The sequence below is a fragment of the Collinsella sp. AF04-24 genome (assembly GCF_003465685.1).
Classification (GTDB): Bacteria; Actinomycetota; Coriobacteriia; order Coriobacteriales; family Coriobacteriaceae; genus Collinsella; species Collinsella aerofaciens_AP.
Map to the genome: position 1 here is coordinate 53,554 of NZ_QSBK01000011.1, position 20,770 is coordinate 74,323.

General features: G+C 62.3%; 20 protein-coding genes and 1 tRNA gene. 20 read left to right on the forward strand and 1 reads right to left on the reverse strand.

Annotated features, from left to right (window positions below):
- On the reverse strand, positions 1-1,458 hold a 1,458-nt coding region (gene pyk, locus DWV32_RS05795; protein WP_117637393.1), incomplete at its 3' end, for a pyruvate kinase.
- Positions 1,459-1,900: 442 nt separating this feature from the next.
- On the opposite strand from pyk, the gene DWV32_RS05800 reads away from it, so the two are divergent.
- From DWV32_RS05800 to metG, 20 genes are all read left to right on the forward strand, one after another.
- Positions 1,901-4,582 (forward strand): cation-translocating P-type ATPase, encoded by a 2,682-nt coding sequence (locus DWV32_RS05800; protein WP_117757545.1) that lies wholly within the window; start codon positions 1,901-1,903, stop codon positions 4,580-4,582.
- A gap of 469 nt (positions 4,583-5,051) precedes the next feature.
- Positions 5,052-6,005 carry a ribosome small subunit-dependent GTPase A gene (gene rsgA, locus DWV32_RS05805; RefSeq protein WP_187361831.1) on the forward strand — a complete coding sequence of 318 codons (954 nt, stop codon included), beginning with the start codon at positions 5,052-5,054 and terminating at the stop codon, positions 6,003-6,005.
- A gap of 252 nt (positions 6,006-6,257) precedes the next feature.
- Positions 6,258-6,917 carry a Flp pilus assembly protein CpaB gene (gene cpaB, locus DWV32_RS05810; RefSeq protein ID WP_233540205.1) on the forward strand — a complete coding sequence of 220 codons (660 nt, stop codon included), beginning with the start codon at positions 6,258-6,260 and terminating at the stop codon, positions 6,915-6,917.
- On the forward strand, positions 6,917-8,566 hold the full coding sequence (locus DWV32_RS05815; RefSeq protein ID WP_117757548.1) for a hypothetical protein: 1,650 nt from the start codon (positions 6,917-6,919) through the stop codon (positions 8,564-8,566). The genes cpaB and DWV32_RS05815 overlap by 1 nt, the downstream gene beginning before the upstream one ends.
- The gene (locus DWV32_RS05820; protein WP_006235095.1) at positions 8,563-9,891 is read left to right on the forward strand and encodes a CpaF family protein; all 1,329 of its coding nucleotides are present in this window, start codon (positions 8,563-8,565) and stop codon (positions 9,889-9,891) included. Before DWV32_RS05815 ends, DWV32_RS05820 begins: the two co-directional genes overlap by 4 nt.
- The gene (locus DWV32_RS05825) at positions 9,864-10,790 is read left to right on the forward strand and encodes a type II secretion system F family protein (protein ID WP_117757549.1); all 927 of its coding nucleotides are present in this window, start codon (positions 9,864-9,866) and stop codon (positions 10,788-10,790) included. Before DWV32_RS05820 ends, DWV32_RS05825 begins: the two co-directional genes overlap by 28 nt.
- Positions 10,787-11,428, forward strand: coding sequence for a type II secretion system F family protein (locus DWV32_RS05830; RefSeq protein ID WP_055250542.1), 642 nt, complete (start codon positions 10,787-10,789; stop codon positions 11,426-11,428). Before DWV32_RS05825 ends, DWV32_RS05830 begins: the two co-directional genes overlap by 4 nt.
- Positions 11,429-11,438: 10 nt before the next feature.
- The gene (locus DWV32_RS05835) at positions 11,439-11,672 is read left to right on the forward strand and encodes a hypothetical protein (protein WP_089572694.1); all 234 of its coding nucleotides are present in this window, start codon (positions 11,439-11,441) and stop codon (positions 11,670-11,672) included.
- The gene (locus tag DWV32_RS05840; protein ID WP_147346217.1) at positions 11,636-12,199 is read left to right on the forward strand and encodes a hypothetical protein; all 564 of its coding nucleotides are present in this window, start codon (positions 11,636-11,638) and stop codon (positions 12,197-12,199) included. The genes DWV32_RS05835 and DWV32_RS05840 overlap by 37 nt, the downstream gene beginning before the upstream one ends.
- A gap of 1 nt (position 12,200) precedes the next feature.
- Positions 12,201-12,419: a hypothetical protein gene (locus tag DWV32_RS10135; protein ID WP_055250538.1), complete on the forward strand. Its 219-nt coding sequence runs from the start codon at positions 12,201-12,203 to the stop codon at positions 12,417-12,419.
- Complete coding sequence (locus tag DWV32_RS05845) at positions 12,394-12,891, forward strand: TadE/TadG family type IV pilus assembly protein (RefSeq protein ID WP_231501542.1); 498 nt, start codon at positions 12,394-12,396, stop codon at positions 12,889-12,891. Before DWV32_RS10135 ends, DWV32_RS05845 begins: the two co-directional genes overlap by 26 nt.
- A gap of 64 nt (positions 12,892-12,955) precedes the next feature.
- Positions 12,956-15,016, forward strand: coding sequence for a hypothetical protein (locus DWV32_RS05850; RefSeq protein ID WP_117757551.1), 2,061 nt, complete (start codon positions 12,956-12,958; stop codon positions 15,014-15,016).
- Positions 15,016-15,492 (forward strand): TadE/TadG family type IV pilus assembly protein, encoded by a 477-nt coding sequence (locus tag DWV32_RS05855; protein WP_055285913.1) that lies wholly within the window; start codon positions 15,016-15,018, stop codon positions 15,490-15,492. The genes DWV32_RS05850 and DWV32_RS05855 overlap by 1 nt, the downstream gene beginning before the upstream one ends.
- On the forward strand, positions 15,489-15,848 hold the full coding sequence (locus DWV32_RS05860) for a DUF192 domain-containing protein (RefSeq protein WP_226790440.1): 360 nt from the start codon (positions 15,489-15,491) through the stop codon (positions 15,846-15,848). Before DWV32_RS05855 ends, DWV32_RS05860 begins: the two co-directional genes overlap by 4 nt.
- Before the next feature lie 58 nt (positions 15,849-15,906).
- Entirely contained in the window at positions 15,907-16,197 is a 291-nt protein-coding gene (locus DWV32_RS05865; RefSeq protein ID WP_117583813.1) for a hypothetical protein, read from the forward strand.
- Complete coding sequence (locus DWV32_RS05870; RefSeq protein WP_035137167.1) at positions 16,172-16,456, forward strand: ribbon-helix-helix domain-containing protein; 285 nt, start codon at positions 16,172-16,174, stop codon at positions 16,454-16,456. The genes DWV32_RS05865 and DWV32_RS05870 overlap by 26 nt, the downstream gene beginning before the upstream one ends.
- A 123-nt stretch (positions 16,457-16,579) precedes the next feature.
- A tRNA-Phe gene (locus DWV32_RS05875) sits at positions 16,580-16,652 on the forward strand.
- Positions 16,653-17,135: 483 nt separating this feature from the next.
- Complete coding sequence (locus DWV32_RS05880) at positions 17,136-18,197, forward strand: glycoside hydrolase family 5 protein (RefSeq protein WP_055309641.1); 1,062 nt, start codon at positions 17,136-17,138, stop codon at positions 18,195-18,197.
- 6 nt (positions 18,198-18,203) lie between these two features.
- Positions 18,204-19,082, forward strand: coding sequence for a 16S rRNA (cytidine(1402)-2'-O)-methyltransferase (gene rsmI / locus DWV32_RS05885; protein ID WP_117757552.1), 879 nt, complete (start codon positions 18,204-18,206; stop codon positions 19,080-19,082).
- Positions 19,083-19,151: 69 nt separating this feature from the next.
- Positions 19,152-20,753: a methionine--tRNA ligase gene (metG, locus tag DWV32_RS05890; protein WP_117757553.1), complete on the forward strand. Its 1,602-nt coding sequence runs from the start codon at positions 19,152-19,154 to the stop codon at positions 20,751-20,753.
- The last annotated feature ends 17 nt before the right edge of the window (positions 20,754-20,770 follow it).

A 20,770-nucleotide genomic window follows, 5' to 3' on the forward strand; every position in this document is an offset into this window, starting at 1 on the left:
GCGCACCTGAGCGACGTAAGCGACGTTGGTCGAGGAGACCTTGTCCTCGAGCTGAACACTCATGCGGGGATCGCCGGCGGTAGCGACGGTCAGATCGCCGGCCTCGACGTAGCCGAGCTCCTTAGCGGTCTCGATCGCCTTGACGATCGTGCCGTTGACGGTGCCCTGGGTAATCTCGGCCTGGTGCGGGATAACGCCCCAGTACATGATCATCTGCTGGACGGCCCACTCGTGGCGGGAGAACGCGCAGATCGGCATGTTGGGACGGAAGTGCGAGATCAGGCGTGCGGTACGACCGGTGGTCGTCGGCACGGTGATGCACTTGGCGCCAACGGTGGTGGCCATGTTCACAGCGGACATACCCACAACGTTGTTGACGACGCGGGTGCCGTGAGCGTCGGCCGGAACCTCGAGCGGAGCGTGGGCCGGGAGGTACTTCTCGGTCTCGAGAGCAATGCTGGCCTGCATCTTAACGGCCTCGACCGGGTACTTACCGGCAGCGGACTCGCCAGAGAGCATAACGGCGTCGGTGCCGTCGTAGATGGCGTTAGCAACGTCGGCAACCTCGGCGCGCGTCGGGCGCGGGTTCTGCTGCATGGAGTCGAGCATCTGCGTAGCGGTGATAACGGGCTTGTAGGCCGCGTTGCACTTGGCGATGATCTCCTTCTGGATGTGCGGAACGAGCTCGGGCTTGATCTCGATACCCAGGTCGCCACGGGCGACCATGATGCCGTCGGAAGCCTCGAGGATCTCGTCGAAGTTCTCGACGCCCAGGGCGCACTCGATCTTCGGGAAGATCGTCACGTGCTCGCCACCGTTCTCGCGGCAAAGCTTGCGGATGCCGCGGACGGACTCGCCGTCACGGATGAAGGAAGCGGCGATGTAGTCGATGTTCTCGGTCAGGCCAAAGAGGATGTCCTGACGATCGCGCTCGGTGATGGCGGGCAGCGAGATGTTGACGTTGGGCATGTTGACGCCCTTGCGCTCGCCGATCAGGCCGTCGTTCTTAACGACGCAGGTCATGTCCTGGCCGCTGACGGACTCGACCTCGAGGGCAACCAGGCCGTCATCGATCAGGATGAGGGAGCCCTTCTCGACCTCGGAAGGCAGAGCCAGGTAGTCGAGGGAGATGTGCTCAGCGGTGCCGTGGAAATCCTCGGACGTGGGCTGAGCGGTGACGACGATCTTATCGCCGGTCTTGACGGCAACCTTCTTGCCGTCGACCAGAAGGCCGGTGCGGACCTCGGGGCCCTTGGTGTCGAGCAGGATGCCGACAGGCAGACCGAGCTCCTTGGAAATACGGCGGACGCGCTCGATGCGACCGTGGTGCTCGTCGTAGGAGCCGTGCGAGAAGTTAAAACGGGCGACGTTCATGCCCGCCTTGATCATCTCGCGGATGGTCTCGTCGCTATCGCAGGCGGGACCCATGGTGCATACAATCTTAGTGCGCTTGTACATTCAGACCTCCATCTGACATCGTCTTGCGCTGATAGATAAACCATAAGAAATAAAACCGAGATGATTATAACGAAATGCCGACCGAATACCCCAAAAAATCGACCGTATGCCGAAATGGAAGTTCATTTTTTGCGGGAAAAACGGTATATGAAAAATCTTTACCAACCACTCCAACCGCTGCTATCTGGGAGATATGTCAGTTTGGCGATGTGCCGAAGAAAAAACGTTTTACCAATGTTGAGCATCACACGGTCTGCACCGTTGCGTGCGGACCATATTTCCAAACCGATTGTTTTGGCTAGACGCGTCGCTTTGGGGTACCATAGCTCCACTATCAACTGCCGCTCAGCACGGCAGCCTTGATGAGCCCTTGCCCTTCTCCTGGGAATTATGATCGGGCATCAATCTGCTGAGTGGCCCGAATCCCAGGAGGGGACTCTATATGCAAAAGGAATACCTGTCCGCCGCGGCGGAGGTGCTCAGCGACCAAGGTGTCGATGAGAACCTCGGCCTGAGCAACGACGAGGCGTCTTCGCGCCTCGCCAAGACAGGCCCTAACAAGCTCGAGGAAGCCGAGAAGACACCGCTGTGGAAGCGTTTCTTTGAGCAGATGGCCGACCCCATGGTCATCATGCTGATCGTTGCCGCCGTCATCAGTGCGCTCACGGGCATGGTCAAGGGCGAGCCCGACTTTGCCGATGTTGCCATCATCATGTTCGTCGTTATCGTCAACTCGGTGCTGGGCGTGGTCCAGGAAGCCAAGAGCGAGGAGGCCCTCGAGGCCCTGCAGGAGATGAGTGCGGCGCAGTCCAAGGTGCTGCGCGACGGCAAGCTCGTGCACCTGCCGAGCGCCGAGCTCGTGCCCGGCGACGTGATCATGCTCGAGGCGGGCGACTCCGTCCCGGCCGACTGCCGCGTGCTCGAGAGCGCCACGATGAAGATCGAAGAGGCCGCGCTCACCGGCGAGTCCGTGCCCGTAGAGAAGCACGCCAACGTGATCGAGCTCGCTGCGGGCACCGATGACGTGCCGCTCGGCGACCGTAAGAACATGTGCTATATGGGCTCCACCGTCGTGTACGGCCGTGGTCGCGCCGTCGTGGTCGGCACCGGCATGAACACCGAGATGGGCAAGATCGCCGGCGCCCTGGCCGAGGCCAAGGAAGAGCTCACGCCGTTGCAAGTGAAGCTCGCCGAGCTCAGCCGCATCCTTACCATTATGGTTATCGTCATCTGCGTCGTCATCTTTGGCGTTGATATCATCCGCCACGGCGTGGGCAACGTTCTTACCGACCCGACCGCCCTGCTCGATACCTTTATGGTCGCCGTCTCGCTCGCCGTCGCTGCCATCCCCGAGGGCCTGGTCGCCGTCGTGACCATCGTGCTATCGCTTGGCGTGACCAAGATGGCTAAGCGCCAGGCAATCATCCGCAAGCTCTCTGCCGTCGAGACTCTCGGCTGCACGCAGACCATCTGCTCCGACAAGACCGGTACCCTTACCCAAAACAAGATGACCGTCGTCAAGCACGAGCTCGCTGCGCCCAAGGAGAAGTTCCTGGCCGGCATGGCGCTGTGCTCCGATGCTCAGTGGGACGAGGAGCTGGGCGAGGCCGTGGGCGAGCCGACTGAGTGCGCGCTCGTCAACGACGCCGGCAAGGCGGGCCTCACTGGCCTGACTGCCGAGCATCCGCGCGTGGGCGAGGCCCCGTTTGACTCGGGCCGCAAGATGATGTCCGTGGTCGTCGAGACCCTGGATGGCGAGTACGAGCAGTACACCAAGGGTGCGCCCGACGTGGTGATCGGCCTGTGCACCCATATCTACGAGGGCGATAAGGTCGTCCCCCTGACCGAGGAGCGCCGCGCCGAGCTCGTGGCGGCCAACAAGGCCATGGCCGACGAGGCCCTGCGCGTGCTGGCGCTGGCAAGCCGCACCTACACCGAGGTCCCGAGCGACTGCAGCCCCGCTGCGCTCGAGCACGACCTGGTCTTCTGCGGCCTGTCCGGCATGATTGACCCTGTCCGCCCCGAGGTCGCCGACGCCATCCGCGAGGCGCACGATGCCGGTATCCGCACCGTCATGATCACGGGCGACCACATCGACACCGCCGTGGCCATCGCCAAGCAGCTGGGCATCGTCACCGATCGCAGCCATGCCATCACCGGTGCCGACCTCGATCGCATGAGCGACGAGGAGCTCGACGCGCACATCGAGGACTACGGCGTGTACGCCCGCGTCCAACCCGAGCACAAGACACGCATCGTCGAGGCTTGGAAGTCGCGCGACCAGATCGTGGCCATGACGGGCGACGGCGTCAACGACGCCCCGTCCATCAAGCGCGCCGACATCGGCGTGGGCATGGGCATTACTGGTACCGACGTCACCAAGAACGTCGCCGACATGGTGCTCGCCGACGATAACTTTGCCACCATCATCGGTGCCTGCGAAGAGGGCCGTCGCATCTACGACAACATCCGCAAGGTCATCCAGTTCCTGCTTTCGGCCAACCTTGCCGAGGTCTTCTCGGTGTTTATCGCCACGCTCATCGGCTTTACCATCTTCCAGCCGGTGCAGCTGCTGTGGGTGAACCTGGTTACCGACTGCTTCCCTGCGCTCGCGCTGGGCATGGAGGACGCCGAGGGCGACATCATGAAGCGCAAGCCGCGCAACGCCAAGGATGGTGTCTTTGCCGGACATATGGGTCTGGACTGCGTGGTCCAGGGCCTAATCATCACCGTGCTGGTGCTGGCGAGCTTCTTTGTGGGCGTGTACTTTGACATGGGCTACATCCACATCGCCGATATGATCGCCGGCAATGCCGACGAGGAAGGCGTGATGATGGCCTTCATCACGCTCAACATGGTCGAGATTTTCCACTGCTTCAATATGCGCAGCCGTCGTGCGTCGCTGTTCACCATGAAGAAGCAGAACAAGTGGCTGTGGGCTTCCGCCGCGCTGGCGCTGGTGCTGACGGTGATCGTAACCGTGCAGCCGACGCTTGCCGAGATGTTCTTTGGCCCCGTGACGCTTGAGCTCAAGGGCGTTGTCGCTGCCCTGGGCCTGGCCTTCCTGATCATCCCGCTGATGGAGATCTACAAGGCGATCATGCGCGCGGTCGAGAAGGAGTAGGTCGAAAGGCCATCCTTCCCACCGGCCCGACCGCCTGCGGGGTTTCTTCCTCGCTGGTCCTCGCGCTTCGCGCTGCGGGATCGCTCGGAAGAAACCCCTCCCGGCGGGCGGGCCTTCGGATAACCTCTCGGGACCATTGGCTGAGGGAAAGTTTGTGAGCTGGTCGGGCTTTGCCCGGCCAGCTCTTTTTGATTTAAAATACCTGCTCAGTTGTGTGGTTTTGTGCTGGGAGGCATCTGTGGGCAAGGCTAAGGCTAAAGCGAAGAAAAAGACGACGGGGGCGCGGGCTAAGCGCGATCGTCGTCGGAAGCTCGCGACCGAACCCCCTGCATCTGCTGAGGAGTTGCTGGCGAGTGTACCGGGGCTTGACGCGCTGCGGGACGTTCCGGCGTTTGATGACCTGCCGGTCGATGAAGCCCAGCAGGCTGCCTTTGATGATTTCTGCGCGCATGTCGAGGAGCCCGAGCAGATGCAGCTTGGCGCCGTGGTGCGCTTGGATCGCGGGTTTCCACTGGTGACGACTGCCGATGACACGTTTCGTGCCGAGCATGCTGTGGGGTTTGCCAAGTCACGCGGCGAGGACGAGGTCCTGCTGCCTGCCGTGGGCGATCGTGTGGCGGTGCGCCGCGCTCCCGGGCACGATATGGGCGTGATTGAGTGCGTGCTGCCGCGCCGTACGAGCTTTGAGCGTTGGCGCGGCCGTGCCCGCGGGGAGCGTCAGGTGCTCTGCTCCAACGTGGATAGCGTGCTAATCGTGCAGGCGCTCGGTGCCGGCGAGGTGCTGCTCGACCGCGTGGCGCGCTCGCTGGTGTTGGCGCTCGACTGCGATGCCGAACCGGTGGTGGTACTCACCAAAGCTGACCGCTGCGATGCCGAGGAACTCGAGCGCGATCTGGACCGCGTGCGCCGCCTGGTGGGTCCGGACGTGCGCGTGATCGTGACGTCCTCTGCCGAGGGCCGCGGCCTGGACGAGGTCCGTGCCTGCGTGCCTGCCGGGAGCTGCGCCATGATTCTGGGCGAGTCGGGTGCCGGCAAGTCGACGCTGCTCAATGCGCTGCTGGGCCACGATACGTTGGCGACCGGCGGTGTGCGCGAACGCGACGACCAGGGCCGTCACACTACCGTCGCGCGCGTGATGGTGACGCTGCCGGGCGACGCCGGCGTGATCGCCGATGCCCCGGGCCTGCGCAGCCTACCGCTCGTGGGTCACGAGCGGGGACTGGCCCGCGCCTTCCCCGAGATTGTCGAGGCATCGCGCGCGTGCCGGTTTGGCGATTGCACGCATGTCCATGAGCCGGGCTGCGCCGTTCGCGAGGCCGAGGACGCCGGGCAGATCGATAGCCTGCGTCTGGAAACGTTCCAAAACCTGGCGTCATCCATGCGCGTGAGCGCTCAAATGCTCGATCCCGATGTCCATCTGTAATTGATTTTTCCTATGACAGCCGTCTCCCAACTGTTCGGGAGACGGCTTTTTTGCTGCGGAAAAGCCTCGAAACATGCAGTTTGCTGACGTGCCGACCAAAACCTTGCCACGAGCTTGACGGGCTGGTCAGCTTTTGGTCAGCGATTGGTTTGACATCGAAGACCAAGATCGCGATTGCGCCGCTTTGCGCTCTGACCGCCCAGACAATGGTGGTACGGGCATTCGCCCGGCACTGCCATGAGAGGAGCGGCCGTGAACAAGAGCAAGCGCATCGCCATCAGTCTGGTCACGGGCGTGCTCGCTGCTCTGCTTTGCATGGTTTACGGCTCGTCGATCCGCTCGCAAGCCGAACAGGTCCAGGCTGAGACCTTGGCCAAGTACGGTGGCGATCGCGTCGAGGTATGCGTCGCGGCGCGCGATATCGATGTGGGCGAGACCCTCGATGAGACCAATGTCATAACCCAGGAATGGCTGACGAGTCTGCTGCCGCGTGACGCGGCGACCGAGCTGCGCCAGGTGCGCGGCGACGTGACGACTTCGCGTATTCCCAAAAACGCCGTGATCTGCAATGTCTACACCAAGGCCGAGAGCCGCAAGCTCGAGGTGCCTAAGGGCAAGGTCGCCGTTTCGGTGGCGGTCGATGCCGAGCACTCGGTCGGCGGTGCTACGGGCGTGGGCAGCTACGTGGATGTGTATGTGCAAAAAGACGGCGTAACCGATCGGCTGTGCGGCGCGCACGTGATCGATACCAGTGAGGATTCCGGTGCCACGCGCGAGGGCAAGATCGAATGGGTGACGCTGGCGGCTGACCCCGAAGACGTCAAGGAACTGCTGGGAGCCTCGGGCAAGGGAACGGTCAGCTTGACGATTCCCGCCACGGCGCGCGGCAAAAAGAGCGGAGGCGACGAGTGATGAAGGCGATCTGGCTTGCGTGCTGCGCGTGCGGCGATTACGGACTGTTGCAGCGGGAAGTCGAGGGCCGTGATGTGGGTGCACAGGTGCTTCGCGTGGGTGACCTGGACGGGCTGGTTTCCATGGCGCGGGCGTTTCCGTCGCGCCGCGGGGCTGCCATCATCGCGGCGTCTCTGTTCGATACCGAAGATGTGCGCAAGACTGTTGCGCGCCTGACGGCCGAAGGCCGCGTGAGTCGCGTGGTCGTGTTGATAGAAGCGCTCGATCCGTCGGATATCGAGGGGCTGTTTCGCGCGGGGGCGACTGAGGTCATCGCTGCACACAGTATATGCGGCAACGGGCGCGCGGGCGAGGGAGCGGTTGATTCCGATCGGCGCATGACGATTGAGCCCGATGCTTTTGTTGATAGGGAACCCGGGGCGCCTCGCGCTACAAGAGGCCCGCGTGTTGATGATTATGGAAAAGCGGAAGCCGAGCATGGTCGGCGCCCCCGGAACCCCCTTGTACACGATGACGCTGGAGGGCCGGCGCAGCATGCTGGCGATTCCCCGGCTGTAGATATGGGATACGTGCACGGCGTGAATCTGGCGGATGAACTCGATGAAGTTGAGGGCTTTGCCGGGTGCGGCGAGTTGTCGCTGATGCAGCATGAGCAGATTGCGCAGAACGAGCCTGCCTCGCAGACCGAACAAGCTGCCATGCCGGCTTGGACGCAGCGTGTGGTTGCGGCGGGGGAGACGGGGACGCTGTCACCGACGCCCGCCCCGCCGCCTCCGATGCCGCCGGCAGACGCTGCCGCTTCGCCGCATCGAGCTCCGGTCATCTGCGCCATTTCGGGTTCGGGCGGTTGCGGCAAGTCGACGATCGTTGCCACCATGGCACACACATCGTCGCTGTTGGGCTTGCGTGCCGCCGTGCTCGACCTGGACCTGATGTTTGGAAACCTTTACGACTTGTTAGGCGTCGATGCTCCGCGCGATATGGCGGCACTTATCGAGCCGTCGGCGGCGGGCACGCTCACCGAGCCGGATATCGTAGCCACATCGATGCGCGTGGCACCGGGCGTTACGCTCTGGGGTCCCGTCGCAGCGCCCGAGCAAGCCGAGCTCATGGCGCGTCCGGTGGAGCTACTGCTTGATGATCTGCGTCGCGAATCCGACGTGGTCTTTATCGATACCTCGGTCTTTTGGGGCGACGCCGTGGCGGCTGCGGTGGCGGCGAGCGACCGTTGCCTGGTCGTTGGCGATGCGGCGGTGTCGTCCGCGGCATCGGCATCGCGCGTCATTGAACTGGCAGGTCGAGTAGGTGTGCCGCGCACGCGCATGAGCGCCGTGTTCAACCGGTTCGGTGCGCGCGGGGCAGACGAGGACGTCGCCATGCGCTTTGAGATTGCCTGTGCGTTAAGCTCCAAGATTCGTATCGCCGATGGCGGGCAGGATCTCGCCGCGCTCATGGCGTTTGGGCGCGCTGACGAGGCAGTGGGGCAGACCAGCGCTTTTGCGACTAGCGTGCGCGAGGCCACGCGCGAGATGCTCGTGGAACTGGGGTGCGCCGTCGGCCCTTGGAGCGATATGGTCGCCGACCGTGCAACGCGCACCGAACGCCCGCGTATCCGCCTTCCCTGGTCGCGCGAGGGTGATCAGCGATGAGCCTGCAAACGAGGATTAAGGCTGCCGGCGCTGCGGCGGCGGCAGCGCCTGTAGATGCGGGGCGTCGCCGCGCCGTGAAACGACGCACCAAGCGCGCCGTGATGGACCGCATGGGTTACGACGAAGTGGCGCGTATCAGCGCCTATATCGACCCGGCACTTGCCCGCTCGGAATTGCGTCCTGCGGTGGAGGCGGCGCTCAATGTTGAGGAGCCGACCGATCTCGCGACGCCCGAGCGCGAGACCATCATCGACGAGATTTTGGATGACGTGGTGGGCTTGGGGCCGTTGCAGCCGCTCATCGAGGACGACACCGTTACCGAGATCATGATCAACGGCTGCCGCTCGGCTTTCTTTGAACGCGGCGGCGTCTTGTACCCCATCGAGCATGCGTTTGAGGATGATGAGCAGATCCGTGTGCTTATCGACCGCATTATCTCGCCACTTGGTCGCCGTATCGACGAGCGCAGCCCCATCGTCAACGCCCGCCTCAAAACGGGCTATCGCGTCAACGCGGTGATTCCGCCTGTGGCGATTGACGGACCGATTCTCACCATCCGAAAGTTCTCGGACCGTATCTGCTCGCTGGACGAGCTTGTGGGGCTGGGGTCGCTGCCGCTTTGGTATGCGCAGCTGCTGTCGTGTGCGGTGTCGCTGCGACAGGACCTGGCGGTTGCGGGAGGCACGGGATCTGGTAAGACCACCCTGCTCAACGCGTTGTCATGTGAGATTTCCACCGGCGAGCGCATCGTGACGATCGAGGACTCTGCTGAGCTCAAGTTTGCACATCATCCGCACGTGGTGCGCCTAGAGGCGCGCGAGGCTTCAATTGAGGGCGAGGGCGCGGTGACGATCCGCGACCTGGTAACTAATGCCCTGCGCATGCGCCCCGACCGCATCGTGGTGGGCGAGGTGCGCGGTGCCGAGTGCTGCGACATGTTGCAGGCCATGAACACGGGCCACGACGGGTCGCTCACCACACTTCATGCGGGTTCAGAACAGGAGACCGTGGTGCGTCTGACGTTGCTTGCACGTTATGGCATCGATCTGCCGAGCGAGCTCATCGAGGAGCAGATTGCCATGGCGCTCGACGGCATCGTGATGTCCGAGCGTCACGCCGATGGCAGGCGTTTCGTCTCCTCGTATTCGGGGGTGCGACGCGCCGCATCGGGCGGCGTAGAGCTCGAGCGCTATGTGACGTTCGATGCCGCCGAGCGCACCTGGACGCTTGACCGCGAGCCGCCGTTTATCGCAGAAGGCCTGCGGTCGGGGACGCTCACACAAGAGGAGGTGGACGAATGGAGATCACTGTGCCCCTCGTCGTAGGGGGCTTGGCAGGGCTTTCTGTCGCGACGGCGTGCGGGGCGGAACCTCGTGTGCCGCAGGTACCGCCGGCGGAGCTGGCACGTCAGGCGCTCGAGACGGTGGCAGAGAAGCTGCCGCGTGAGCTGGTGGAAAACGATCTGCTGAAAAAGATCGCCCGTTCGTGGGCATCGCTGGCTCCGGCGCATCGCCTTGGCCTCGTGATCGAAGATGCTTCGGGACGTTTGGCGTTTCTGCTGCTATCGAGCGGTCTCTGCTGCGTTTTACTAACGATGGTGTCGTTATCGCCCCTCGGATTTGCCTTGGGACTTGTTGCTCCGTTTGCCGTTGGTGCCGCTCGGGATGGCTTTGAGAGCCGGCGCGAGCAACACGATGCAGAAGAGGCAATGCCCGAGGCGTTTACCGCACTTTCCATGTCGCTTGCCTCGGGACATTCGCTGGCCCAGGGCATGCGCTTTGTGGGCGCTCATGCGCAAGAGCCAGTGCATACCGAGTTTTTGCGGGTGGCGGCGGCGATCGATTGCGGCATCTCGGCGACCGACGCGCTCGATGACTTGCTCGTGCGTATCGACGCCCCCGGTCTTTCGCTTGTGACCTTGGCGCTTAAGGTGTCTCGGCGCACCGGCGCTCCGCTTGCCGACTTACTGTCCGAGGCGTCGAGCATGGTGGGGGAGCGCATTGAGCTCAAGCGCCGCCTGGATGTTAAGACGTCGCAGGCTCGCATGTCTGCGCATATGGTCGCGGCGATGCCGGCGGGCATGTGCGCGGTGTTGGCGCTGCTTTCGGCAGATTTTCGTCGCGGTCTTGCGACGCCTGCCGGCGCGGGCGCTGTGGTGCTGGGTCTTGCCCTCAACGCCGTTGCCCTGGTGGTTATCCGGCGCATTATGCGGGTGGAGCTATGAGCGCCCCGGTTGCAGTTGCGGCTTGCCTGTGCGCCCTGAGTGTATTTGTCGCGACGGGTTTGGATCGGGCGGATGCACGCAAGATCGCAGGGGCCTGCAAGCGCGAGGCGGTGCTGGTCGCTGCCGCGGGTCGCTCGGTGGTCGATGCTCTGACCGCGCGAGTGAAGGGCGCGGTTGGAGCGGGCGGCCCGGCGCGAGTGTCGCTCGGCGAAGTGTCCGAGATGATCGATGTTGTGCGCTTGGGTCTTTCGGCCGGTCTTTCGTTTGATGCGGCGCTTGAGATTTTCTGCGCCAACCGCCGGTCAGTGCTGGCTCTTCGCCTTGAGCGCGCCTGCATGGCGTGGCAGGTGGGCGTGGGCACGCGTGAGGACGAGTTGTTGGCCGCCGCGCGCGACCTGGACGTGCGAGCGCTCGAGACCTTTGCCATCACGGTGGGGCAGGCGCTCGCCCTGGGTGCCCCACTTGCCGAGACGCTGGCCGCTCAAAGTCGCGAGATCCGTGCGGCTCATCGCGCCGCGGTCGAGCGCGAGATCGAGCGTGCACCCGTCAAGCTGCTGATTCCCACCGGCACGCTCATCTTGCCGGCGTTGCTTCTGTCCATATTGGGCCCGCTGCTGGGAGCAGGCGGGATGATGTAGGGAGGAATACATGAACACGATGACTGACGCTGCTGGCAAGGTCCAGGGCTGGGCGTTTTGCCGGGCGGCACATGTTCGTCAGCGCGCCAAGGAACTATTGCAGGAGGAGAGTGCACAGGGTACCACCGAGTATGCCATCTTGGTCGGCGTGCTCGTGGTGATCGCGATTATCGCCATCGTCGCATTTAAGGGCAAGGTCCAAGATCTATGGAACGCTATCAGCGAGGGCATCAACAGCCTGTAGAGGGCGAGCGCCCCATCGGGGTGCTGCTGGTGTTTGCTTGCCTGACCGTGGCGATAGCGGCGGTGCTTTGGGGGCTTAACGCCGCGCGGCAGCAGCGTCCTGGGACCGCCTCCGATTTGGGCTCAGATTCGGCGGTGGCGTCTCAAAAAGATGAGATGCGAGATGCGGACGATTCGGATGTCGCTGTCACGGCGCAAACCTTTCTGCGGACGCTCGACAAGCGGTCTGGCACTGCGACGGATTCGCCTGAGGGCAACGCGATTGCGGTCCGGCTTGCATGGTCCGAGGACCGACCGATGACCGAAGCGGCGGCGGATATGCTGCGTGCCTATCGCGAGGTACCCACGGCGCAACTTGCTCTGAGCGGCTATCTCGACATCAAGGGAAACGTGTGGGGCGCCATCGTGCGTGACGGACGCGGCTGGGTCGATATGGTGACGGTTGCTGCGGATACTGGCGATGCTTCGTGTCGTCTGCGCGCCGTGCGCCTGGTCCCGCAAACAATAAGCTCAAAGGAGGGGTCGTGAAATGCATGGCGTTCTGCGTGAGGAGGTTGCCCAAGCGACTGTGGAATACGCCATCGTCACGGTGGCGCTGTTATCGATCGTGCTGGCGATTGCGGGGCTTTGGCGTGCTGGCACCGATGGGCGCTTGGCGGCGCTGGTCGAGCGGGCGGCGTCTCACGGCGTCACCTCGACATCGGTTGTCGACGCTGCTGCGGGTGCTGAGGACATCGCGCTGTATTGATATCGCGCGCGAGGACCGGGCGCAGTCTACGGTCGAGGCCGCTTTTTTGCTGCCGACGTTTCTGACGCTCATCCTTCTCGCACTGCAACCGGTGTGTCTGCTCTATACGCGCGCGGTCATGGAGTCTGCCGCCGCCGAGACCGCGCGGCTCATGACCACGACGACGGCGGAGGACGACGATCTTAAGGAGTTCACCCGCCGCCGACTTGCCGCAGTGCCCAACGTTTCGATCTTTCATGCCGGCGGGCCGTTGTCGTGGGATATCGAGCTTGGCCGGGTCGGTGCGGGTGGCGCCTCGTCCGTGTCCGTTTCCGGCGAGGTCAAGCCGTTGCCTGTGATCGGTGCGTTTGTGCAGGCTATGGGTGGTACCGCCGAGGGCGGCTACGTTGAGCTCAAGGTCGATGTCTCGTATCAATCGCGTCCCGAATGGCTGGAGGGAGATTATGATTCGTGGATTGCTGCATGGGATTAAGCGTTTCTGGTCTAGACGCGTTTTGACGCACCGTCCGAGCTGCCATCGCAAGCGAGGCGGCTTTATGGGTCGAGCCGGTGTCGATCTGTTTATCGAAGACGGTGCCTATACCACGCTTTCTTCTGCCGTGGTCATCCTAGTGGTGCTCACATTGTTGTTTTCGTCGACCGCGGCGATATGGAGCATGTCGCGTGCCGGGGACACCCAGGTGGCGGCTGATAGCGGCGCGCTGGCGGGTGCCAACGTGGTGTCGTCCTATCACACGGCTGCCACGGTGGTTGATGCGAGTATCTTGAGTCTGGGGCTGGCGGGGTTTGCCACGATCGGGACGGGCCTGGTCGCCATCCTCATCCCGGGTGCCGAGCCGGTTGCCGGCAATATGGTCGACACCGGGATCGAGATCATTAAAACGCGCAACAAGTTTGCCAAAAGCGCATCGGAAGGCTTACAGAAAATCGAGACGGCTCTGCCGTATCTGATCGCCGCGCGTGCCACGCAGGCGGTGTCGGCGCAGGATACCGATAGTGTGACCTATACCGGTACGGCGCTTGCCGTGCCCAGGACATCCGAGTCGGACTTCGCTGCGATCAAAGGGTCAGAGATCTCGACCGATACCATTAAAGACACATCAGATGATTTAGAGCGTGCGGCCGAGGAGCTGCGGAAGGCTTCTGAGGACACGGCGAAGGCTAAAGAGCGTGCTTGGCTGGCGGATTGTGGTGGGTCTGACAAGGGCTCGGTCGGCAGCTGTTCTTGCATGTGGGAGCGCGCGAAAAGCCTAACGGATCTTTCCGGTGTTCAAAATCCGCATTACTCATCGAGCGTTACGTGGGAGCCTCAAGTTGCCCTTGATCGCGCGAAGGACTACTACCATTGGCGTCTGACAAATGAGAAGCCCCAGGGCTCGAGTGTCGAGATGAAGGCAGAGTCTGCGGCGCGTAAGGCGTTTTATACCTATGCGAACGCGGAGGTCGATCGGGCATATATAACCGAGAACGGAGACAGGGTTTCCTCCTATATTCCGCTGCTGCCGCGCAACTCTGATGAGGTTCGGGCGACGGAACTCTATACCGATGCGGTGTGGCCGACTAGCGTGAACGATGACAAGGCGTATCTGCATTACGGGACGACCTGCCCTAACTATAAGAAAGGGACGCCGAGCGGATTTGCTTCGGTTGCCGATTACGATGGACAGGATAAATGCAGCAAATGCCATTTTGGCGTTTTGTCGCTTGGTGCTGTTGCGGCGCCTTCAACCTCTATCGAAAACGGCTTCGAGTATCACTTTGACAAGTTTAAAGACGCCCTGGAGGACTACGTCGACTGTCGCAACAAGGAGCTCGAGCTCGAGCGTCAGACCGAGGACGAAGCCGACCGTGCGGGCAATGCGTTCGATACCGCCATCAAAGAACTTTCCGGTGAGCGCCCGCGTATCGCTCCGCCCGGTCGCAACGGCGTGGTTGCCTTTGCGGTTTCGGGTGCCATCTCGAGCTCCGATGAACTCAACTCTTCGTTTAACACGGCAGTCAGACTTGGCGATCGCGGTGCCATCTCTGCCGCGGTGCTGGCGCCCGATGGGGCGACGGCGCAAAACAACGTGCTTTCGCGATTTTTCTCGACATTGAAGGAACGCTCGGGCGGCGTTGCCGGCGTGCTCGACGGCGTCATGGATGTCTGGGGACGGCTGCTTGTGGGATACGGAGACATCCAAGGTTCGGCCGACGAACTTATGGACGAGATGATTAAAGGCCTAGGAGGGGGCAGCGGCGCGTTGGGCTCCATTGCATCGTGGCTCGGCGATACCGTTTCGGCGTCCGTGGCGGCGCTGGGTTTGGAACCGTGCGACTTGCGCCTGCGAAAGCCGGTGCTGACCGATTCCGCCAACGTCATTAAGAGCCCGGGGTCTGACATTGCTGGCCTCTCTCAAGCGCAAGACAAACTGCGAAGTATTCCGTTGGGCGTGACCGATCCCAAGGCGCTTTGCGAGGCGTTGGAATATCAAGTCGAACGCACCATCAGCGGTACGATGTTCACGCTTGCGGAGATTCCTCTGCCCGGCGGCGGCTCCATCCCGCTCACCGTCGATGTCGCCACGCTGGTTGGCGCTCTGGGCGGTGGGTCGTAATGAGTATCCGCATGCGTCTGCGCGAGGAGCGCGCCCAAGCGACGGTGGAGATGGCAGTGGTTACGCCCGTTTTGCTGGTGCTGGCACTCATCGTGTACAACGTCATGATCTTTGCCAGCGCTGTCGCGCGCTTCGACCGCGTGGTGCCCGACATCGTGTTGGCGCACGCCGTGGCGTCGGAGGGGGAGGGCGACGAAAGCTCTGCCGATGCCTCGGCGACGGTTCAGACTCAAATTCTGAATGCCATGGAGGGCTATGACTTGCAGATCGAAGTGTCGAGCGAGCAAGGCGCGGAGGCATCGGATGGTGGCCTGCTCTCCCTATCCGGTACGTTTAGGACCTACACCTGCACCATGCACTATGAGCCGTGGCCGACTTCTCTCAGCATCGCTGGCGTTCCGCTGGGGGCGCCGACAACGTTGTCGCACGAGCGCGCGGTGACGGTCGATCCATGGCGTCCGGGGGTGGTCATGTGACCGCGGTCTCGTCCTACATCGCCTACGCGCGGGCACTCAATAGGCTGGGCTGGACGCCGGCCGAGTTTGCGGTGGCGGAGTCGTTTGCCGTGCGCCTGCGCGGCATGCTGGGACGGTGTCCGGTTGCCGCCAACGGTCTGCCGCTCGTCATGGCATTTCCACGCTGCTCTTCGGTCCATACGTGTTTTATGGCCTATCCCATCGATATCGCCTTTATCGATGCACGTGGCTATGTCCTCGTATGCTACGAAAACGTACGTCCCTGGCGTATGTGCTCCTGCCCCGGCGCCTGGGCCGTACTAGAGCGTCCTTCAATCATTGTTTCGACCCCTGCTCTCCAACGCGTGCCGGCTTAAGAATTGGCGACAGCGGACTTTCGTCATACGAAATTGGGTAAGATGGAGGAGAAGATGCATGGATGTTGAGATCCATCCCAACGCTAAAAAGCACCTGACGGAAAAGCAGGTGCTTAGCGCTTGGCTTGCGGTTACTGAGTGCATTCGTCGCGAGCCGAAGGACGAGCCGCCGAGATGGCTTGCGATTGGATGGCTCCCAGACGGACGAAGCGTGGAGCTTGTCGCGGTCGAGCTTGTCCGTGGGGGCTTATCATTCATGCCTTGTCTCCAGTCCAGAAGAAATTTTGGCAGGAGATTGAACGGGCTCGGCAAAGGGGTCGATGATGGGCAAGACGTATACGGCCGCTAATGGTCAGGTTGTAACGGATGAAATGATTGACGCGTGGTGCGAGTCGTACGAGCGCGGAGAGTTTCCGGATGGCGAACACACCGTTGGTGGGATCGTGCATGGACGGCCCCCACTCTCAGGTGAGGGGACGGCAACGCTGTCGGTCAAGATTCCTCTGGGAATGAAGGAGGCCATTCGTCGACGGGCGGCTGCCGAGGGGATGACGCCAAGTGAGTTTGCCCGTGCGGCTCTGAGCGAAAAACTTCTTGCTGCCGGCTGATGCCTCTGACGTGCCGATTTAAAGAACCGAGGCTGTGCTCAAAAACTTTTTTGAAATTCTCGGTTGACCGGAACGCGTCCTTGGTTATACTAATCAAGCCTTGAAACAAGGCACACCTCAAATGGCTGGGTAGCTCAGTTGGTAGAGCAGAGGACTGAAAATCCTCGTGTCAGGGGTTCGATTCCCTTCCCCGCCACCTTGAATTGACTAGGACCTCTGCAAAGGGGTCCTTTTCTTTTATGTAGCCCTCGCACGGAATCGAACCCCGTGAGGGCGCGGAGCTGAGTAAACGCGTAAGCGTTTGCCAGCGCAGCTCGCAAGGCGCGTAAGCGCCGCAGCGGTCCGTCCGCGCAGCGCGCGGACGCGATTCCCTTCCCCGCCACCTTGAATTGACTAGGACCTCTGCAAAGGGGTCCTTTTCTTTTATGTAGGGTTCTGCGGAAACTGCGTCCCAGAATAAGGGCTCAGAACGGGACACACTTTCCGGTGCCTGCCTCCGGCGCGCGTACACACCTCGTCGCACCATTCCGAGTCCGTCTGCTCCCAGACATTCCTCCCACTTTCGCGTCACTTTGCAGACCGTTCGGTCGCCTGTCCGCACACGCGGGTATACTCAAAACGATACTTATCCTACGCAATACGATGCGGGTTCGACCTGCATGATCCGAAGGGGGCAGTGATGGAGAGGATACTCGGCGTTAATCTCTCTGGCTGGTTTATTCCCGAGCCTTGGGTGACCCCGTCGCTGTACGCGGCGACCGGTGCATCCAACGCGGCTGAGCTACAGGAGGCCATGGGTACCGCCGCCTATAACGAGCGCATGCGCCGCCATTACGAGACGTTTGTGAGCGAGGACGATTTTCGCCGCATGGCGCAGATCGGTCTCAATGCCGTGCGTCTGCCGGTGCCCTGGTATGCCTTTGGCTCACAGGAGTCCGATGCCTCCTACATATCGGTTGTCGATTACATCGACCGCGCAATTGAGTGGGCTGCCAAGTACGACATCCGCGTGCTGCTCGATCTGGCAACCGTGCCCGGTGGCCAGGGCGATTCCAACGATTCGCCCACCACGCCGGAGGCTGTTGCCGAGTGGCATTCGTCCACCAACGGCCGTCATGTCGCACTCGACGTGCTCGAGCGCTTGGCCGATCGCTATGGCGAGGCCGAGAGCCTGCTGGGCATTGAGCTGCTGGACACGCCGCAGATGAGCGTTCGCAAGAGCCTCTTCACCATGACGGATGGCATTCCTGCTCACTACCTGCGCAATTTCTATCGCGATGCCTACGAGCTCGTCCGTTCGTATATGCCCGAGGATAAGATCGTCGTCTTCTCGTCGTCGGGGCATCCCAGCGAGTGGAAGCATTTTATGCGCGGCGCCAAGTACAAGAACGTCTACATGGACCTTCACCTGTACCATTACCGCGACGAGTATGCGCTCGACATCACGAGCCCTCGCGGGCTGACGACGGCGATTTCGCGTAACAAGCGCGAGCTTAAAGAAGCGATTTCGACTGGGTTCCCCGTGCTGGTGGGCGAATGGTCGGGCGCGGCGATCTTTGCCAACTCGTCGGTTACGCCCGAGGGCCGCAATGCCTACGAGCGCGTGTTTATCGCCAACCAGCTGGCTTCGTTTGCGCCGGCTGCCGGTTGGTTCTTCCAAACGTGGAAGACCGAGAAGCGCATTGCAGCATGGGACGCCCGCGCGGCGCTCGGTACGCTCGAGCGCGGCATGATTGAATAGGTTGATATGACGCAAAACAGCGCCCATACGGGCAAACTCTATGTGGTCGGCACGCCCATCGGCAACCTGGGCGACCTGTCCCCGCGCGTTGGTGAGGCCTTTGCCGCTGCTGATGCCATCTGCTGCGAAGACACGCGTGTGACGTCAAAGCTACTGATGCACCTGGGCATTTCCAAGCCGCTTGTCCGTTGCGACGAGAATGTGATCGCCAGCCGCGCCGCCGGCCTGGTCGACCGTCTGCTGGCGGGGGAGACCCTCGCTTTTGCCTCGGACGCCGGCATGCCGAGCGTGTCCGATCCCGGCCAGGCGCTGGTCGAGGCGGCGCGTGAGGCCGATGTGCCCGTCGAAGTTATTCCCGGGCCCTCTGCTTGCGTCACGGCGCTCGTTTCGTCCGGTATTCCTTGCGAGCATTTTTTCTTCGAGGGCTTTTTGGGCCGAAAGCACGGCGACCGTGTGCGCCGTTTGCAGCGCCTTGCCGTGGTGCCCGGCGCACTCATCTTCTACGAGTCTCCACATCGCATCGTGGCGACGCTCGAGGCCGTGGCGGAGGTCTTTCCCCAGCGTGAGGTTGCCGTCTGCCGCGAGCTCACCAAGCTGCACGAGGAGGTCTTGCGCGGGCCCGCTGACCAGCTTGCCGAGGAGCTGCGTGCTCGCGGCGAGGTAAGGGGCGAGATTGCGCTGGTCATCGCGCCGCCGAGCGAGGATGAGGAGGCCGGTATCGTGCCGGTTGGCGCCGCGGCAGCGGATCCCGACGAGGCCCTGCGCGAGGATATCCGCGCCGCGCTCGAGGAGGGGGAGCCCGCGTCTGCGGTGGCCAAGCGCCTGTCTCAGAAGTATTCGCGCCGCAAGCGCGATGTCTATGCCATAGTGCTCGATATGCAATAGATGGAGGATATCCAGCCCTTGCGCTAGAATCATCCTCTGTATGCAACGTTTTTCTGGAGGACAAACCCCATGGATCAAAGCAAGCCTTCGTTCTTTATCACGACGCCCATCTACTACGTCAACGCCGATCCGCACCTGGGCACGGCTTATTCCACCATCATCGCCGACGTTCAGGCTCGCTATCGCCGTTCCGCCGGCTATAACGTCAAGTTCCTGACCGGCATGGACGAGCACGGCGAGAAGGTCGCCGAGGCCGCAGCCAAGCATGGCATGACGCCGCAGGAGTGGACCGACAGCCAGGCTCCGCACTTCAAGGAGCTTTGGAGCAAGCTCGAGATCTCCAACGACGACTTCATCCGCACCACCGAGCCGCGCCAGCATCATGCCGTGCAGTACCTGTGGGAGCGCATGAAGGAGTCCGGCTATCTGTATAAGGGCAGCTACGACGGTTGGTATTGCGTGCCTGACGAGACCTACTTCACCGATACGCAGGTCCAGAAGGGCGACGAGGAGTACGGCAGCGTTGGCCAGCACCTGTGCCCCGACTGCCACCGTCCGCTTGAGCGCGTGCAGGAGGAGTCCTACTTCTTTAAGCTTTCCGCCTTCCAGGACAAGCTTCTCAAGCTCTATGACGAGCACCCCGACTTTGTCGAGCCTGCGTTCCGTATGAACGAGGTACGCAGCTTTGTCGAGGGCGGCCTTAACGACCTTTCCGTGAGCCGTACGAGCTTTGACTGGGGCATTCAGGTCCCGTTTGACGAGGGTCACGTGACCTACGTGTGGTTCGATGCGTTGCTCAACTATATGACGGCCGTCGGCTACGGTGTCGACACCGACGAGGCCCGTGCCGAGCTGGCCTATCGCTGGCCCGCGCAGTTCCACATCGTGGGTAAGGACATCATCCGCTTCCACTGCGTCATTTGGCCCGCGATGCTCATGGCCATCGGCGAGGCCCTGCCCGAGCACGTCTTTGCCCACGGCTTCCTGACCGTGCGCAATGCCGAGACCGGTAAGGCCGAGAAGATGTCCAAGAGCCGCGGCAACGCCATCGCTCCGCAGGATGTTATCGACATGCTGGGCGTCGAGGGCTACCGCTATTACTTTATGACCGACGTGGTCCCCGGCACCGACGGCGCCATCAGCTTCGATCGTATGGAGCAGGTCTACAACGCCGATCTGGCCAACAGCTGGGGCAACCTCATTTCGCGCTCGCTCAACATGAGCGCAAAGTACTTTGACGGCTGCGCCCCGGCTAAACCGGCGTCTGCCGACGCGTTCGATAACCCGCTGGCAAAGATCGCCGATGGTCTGGTCGAGCGCTACATGGCCAAGATGGACGTGCTCGATTACGGCGGAGCCAAGGACGAGGTCATGGAGCTCATCCACGCCGCCAACCACTACATTGAGGACTCCGAGCCTTGGGCACTTGCCAAGGACGAGGCCAAGGCTGACGAGCTGGCGTTTGTGATCTACAACCTGCTCGAGGCCATCCGCATTGCCGCTCACCTGCTGATGCCGCTCATGCCTCAGACCTCTGCTGAGGCCCTGCGCCGCCTGTCCTGTGAGGGCGAGGCCGCGAGCGACGACCTCAAGGGCATTTGCACTTGGGGCCTGCTTGCCGGCGGTCAGCCCGTCGAGAAGGGCGATCCGCTGTTCCCGCGTCTGGCGTAGAGACCGCGCGAGCGCCA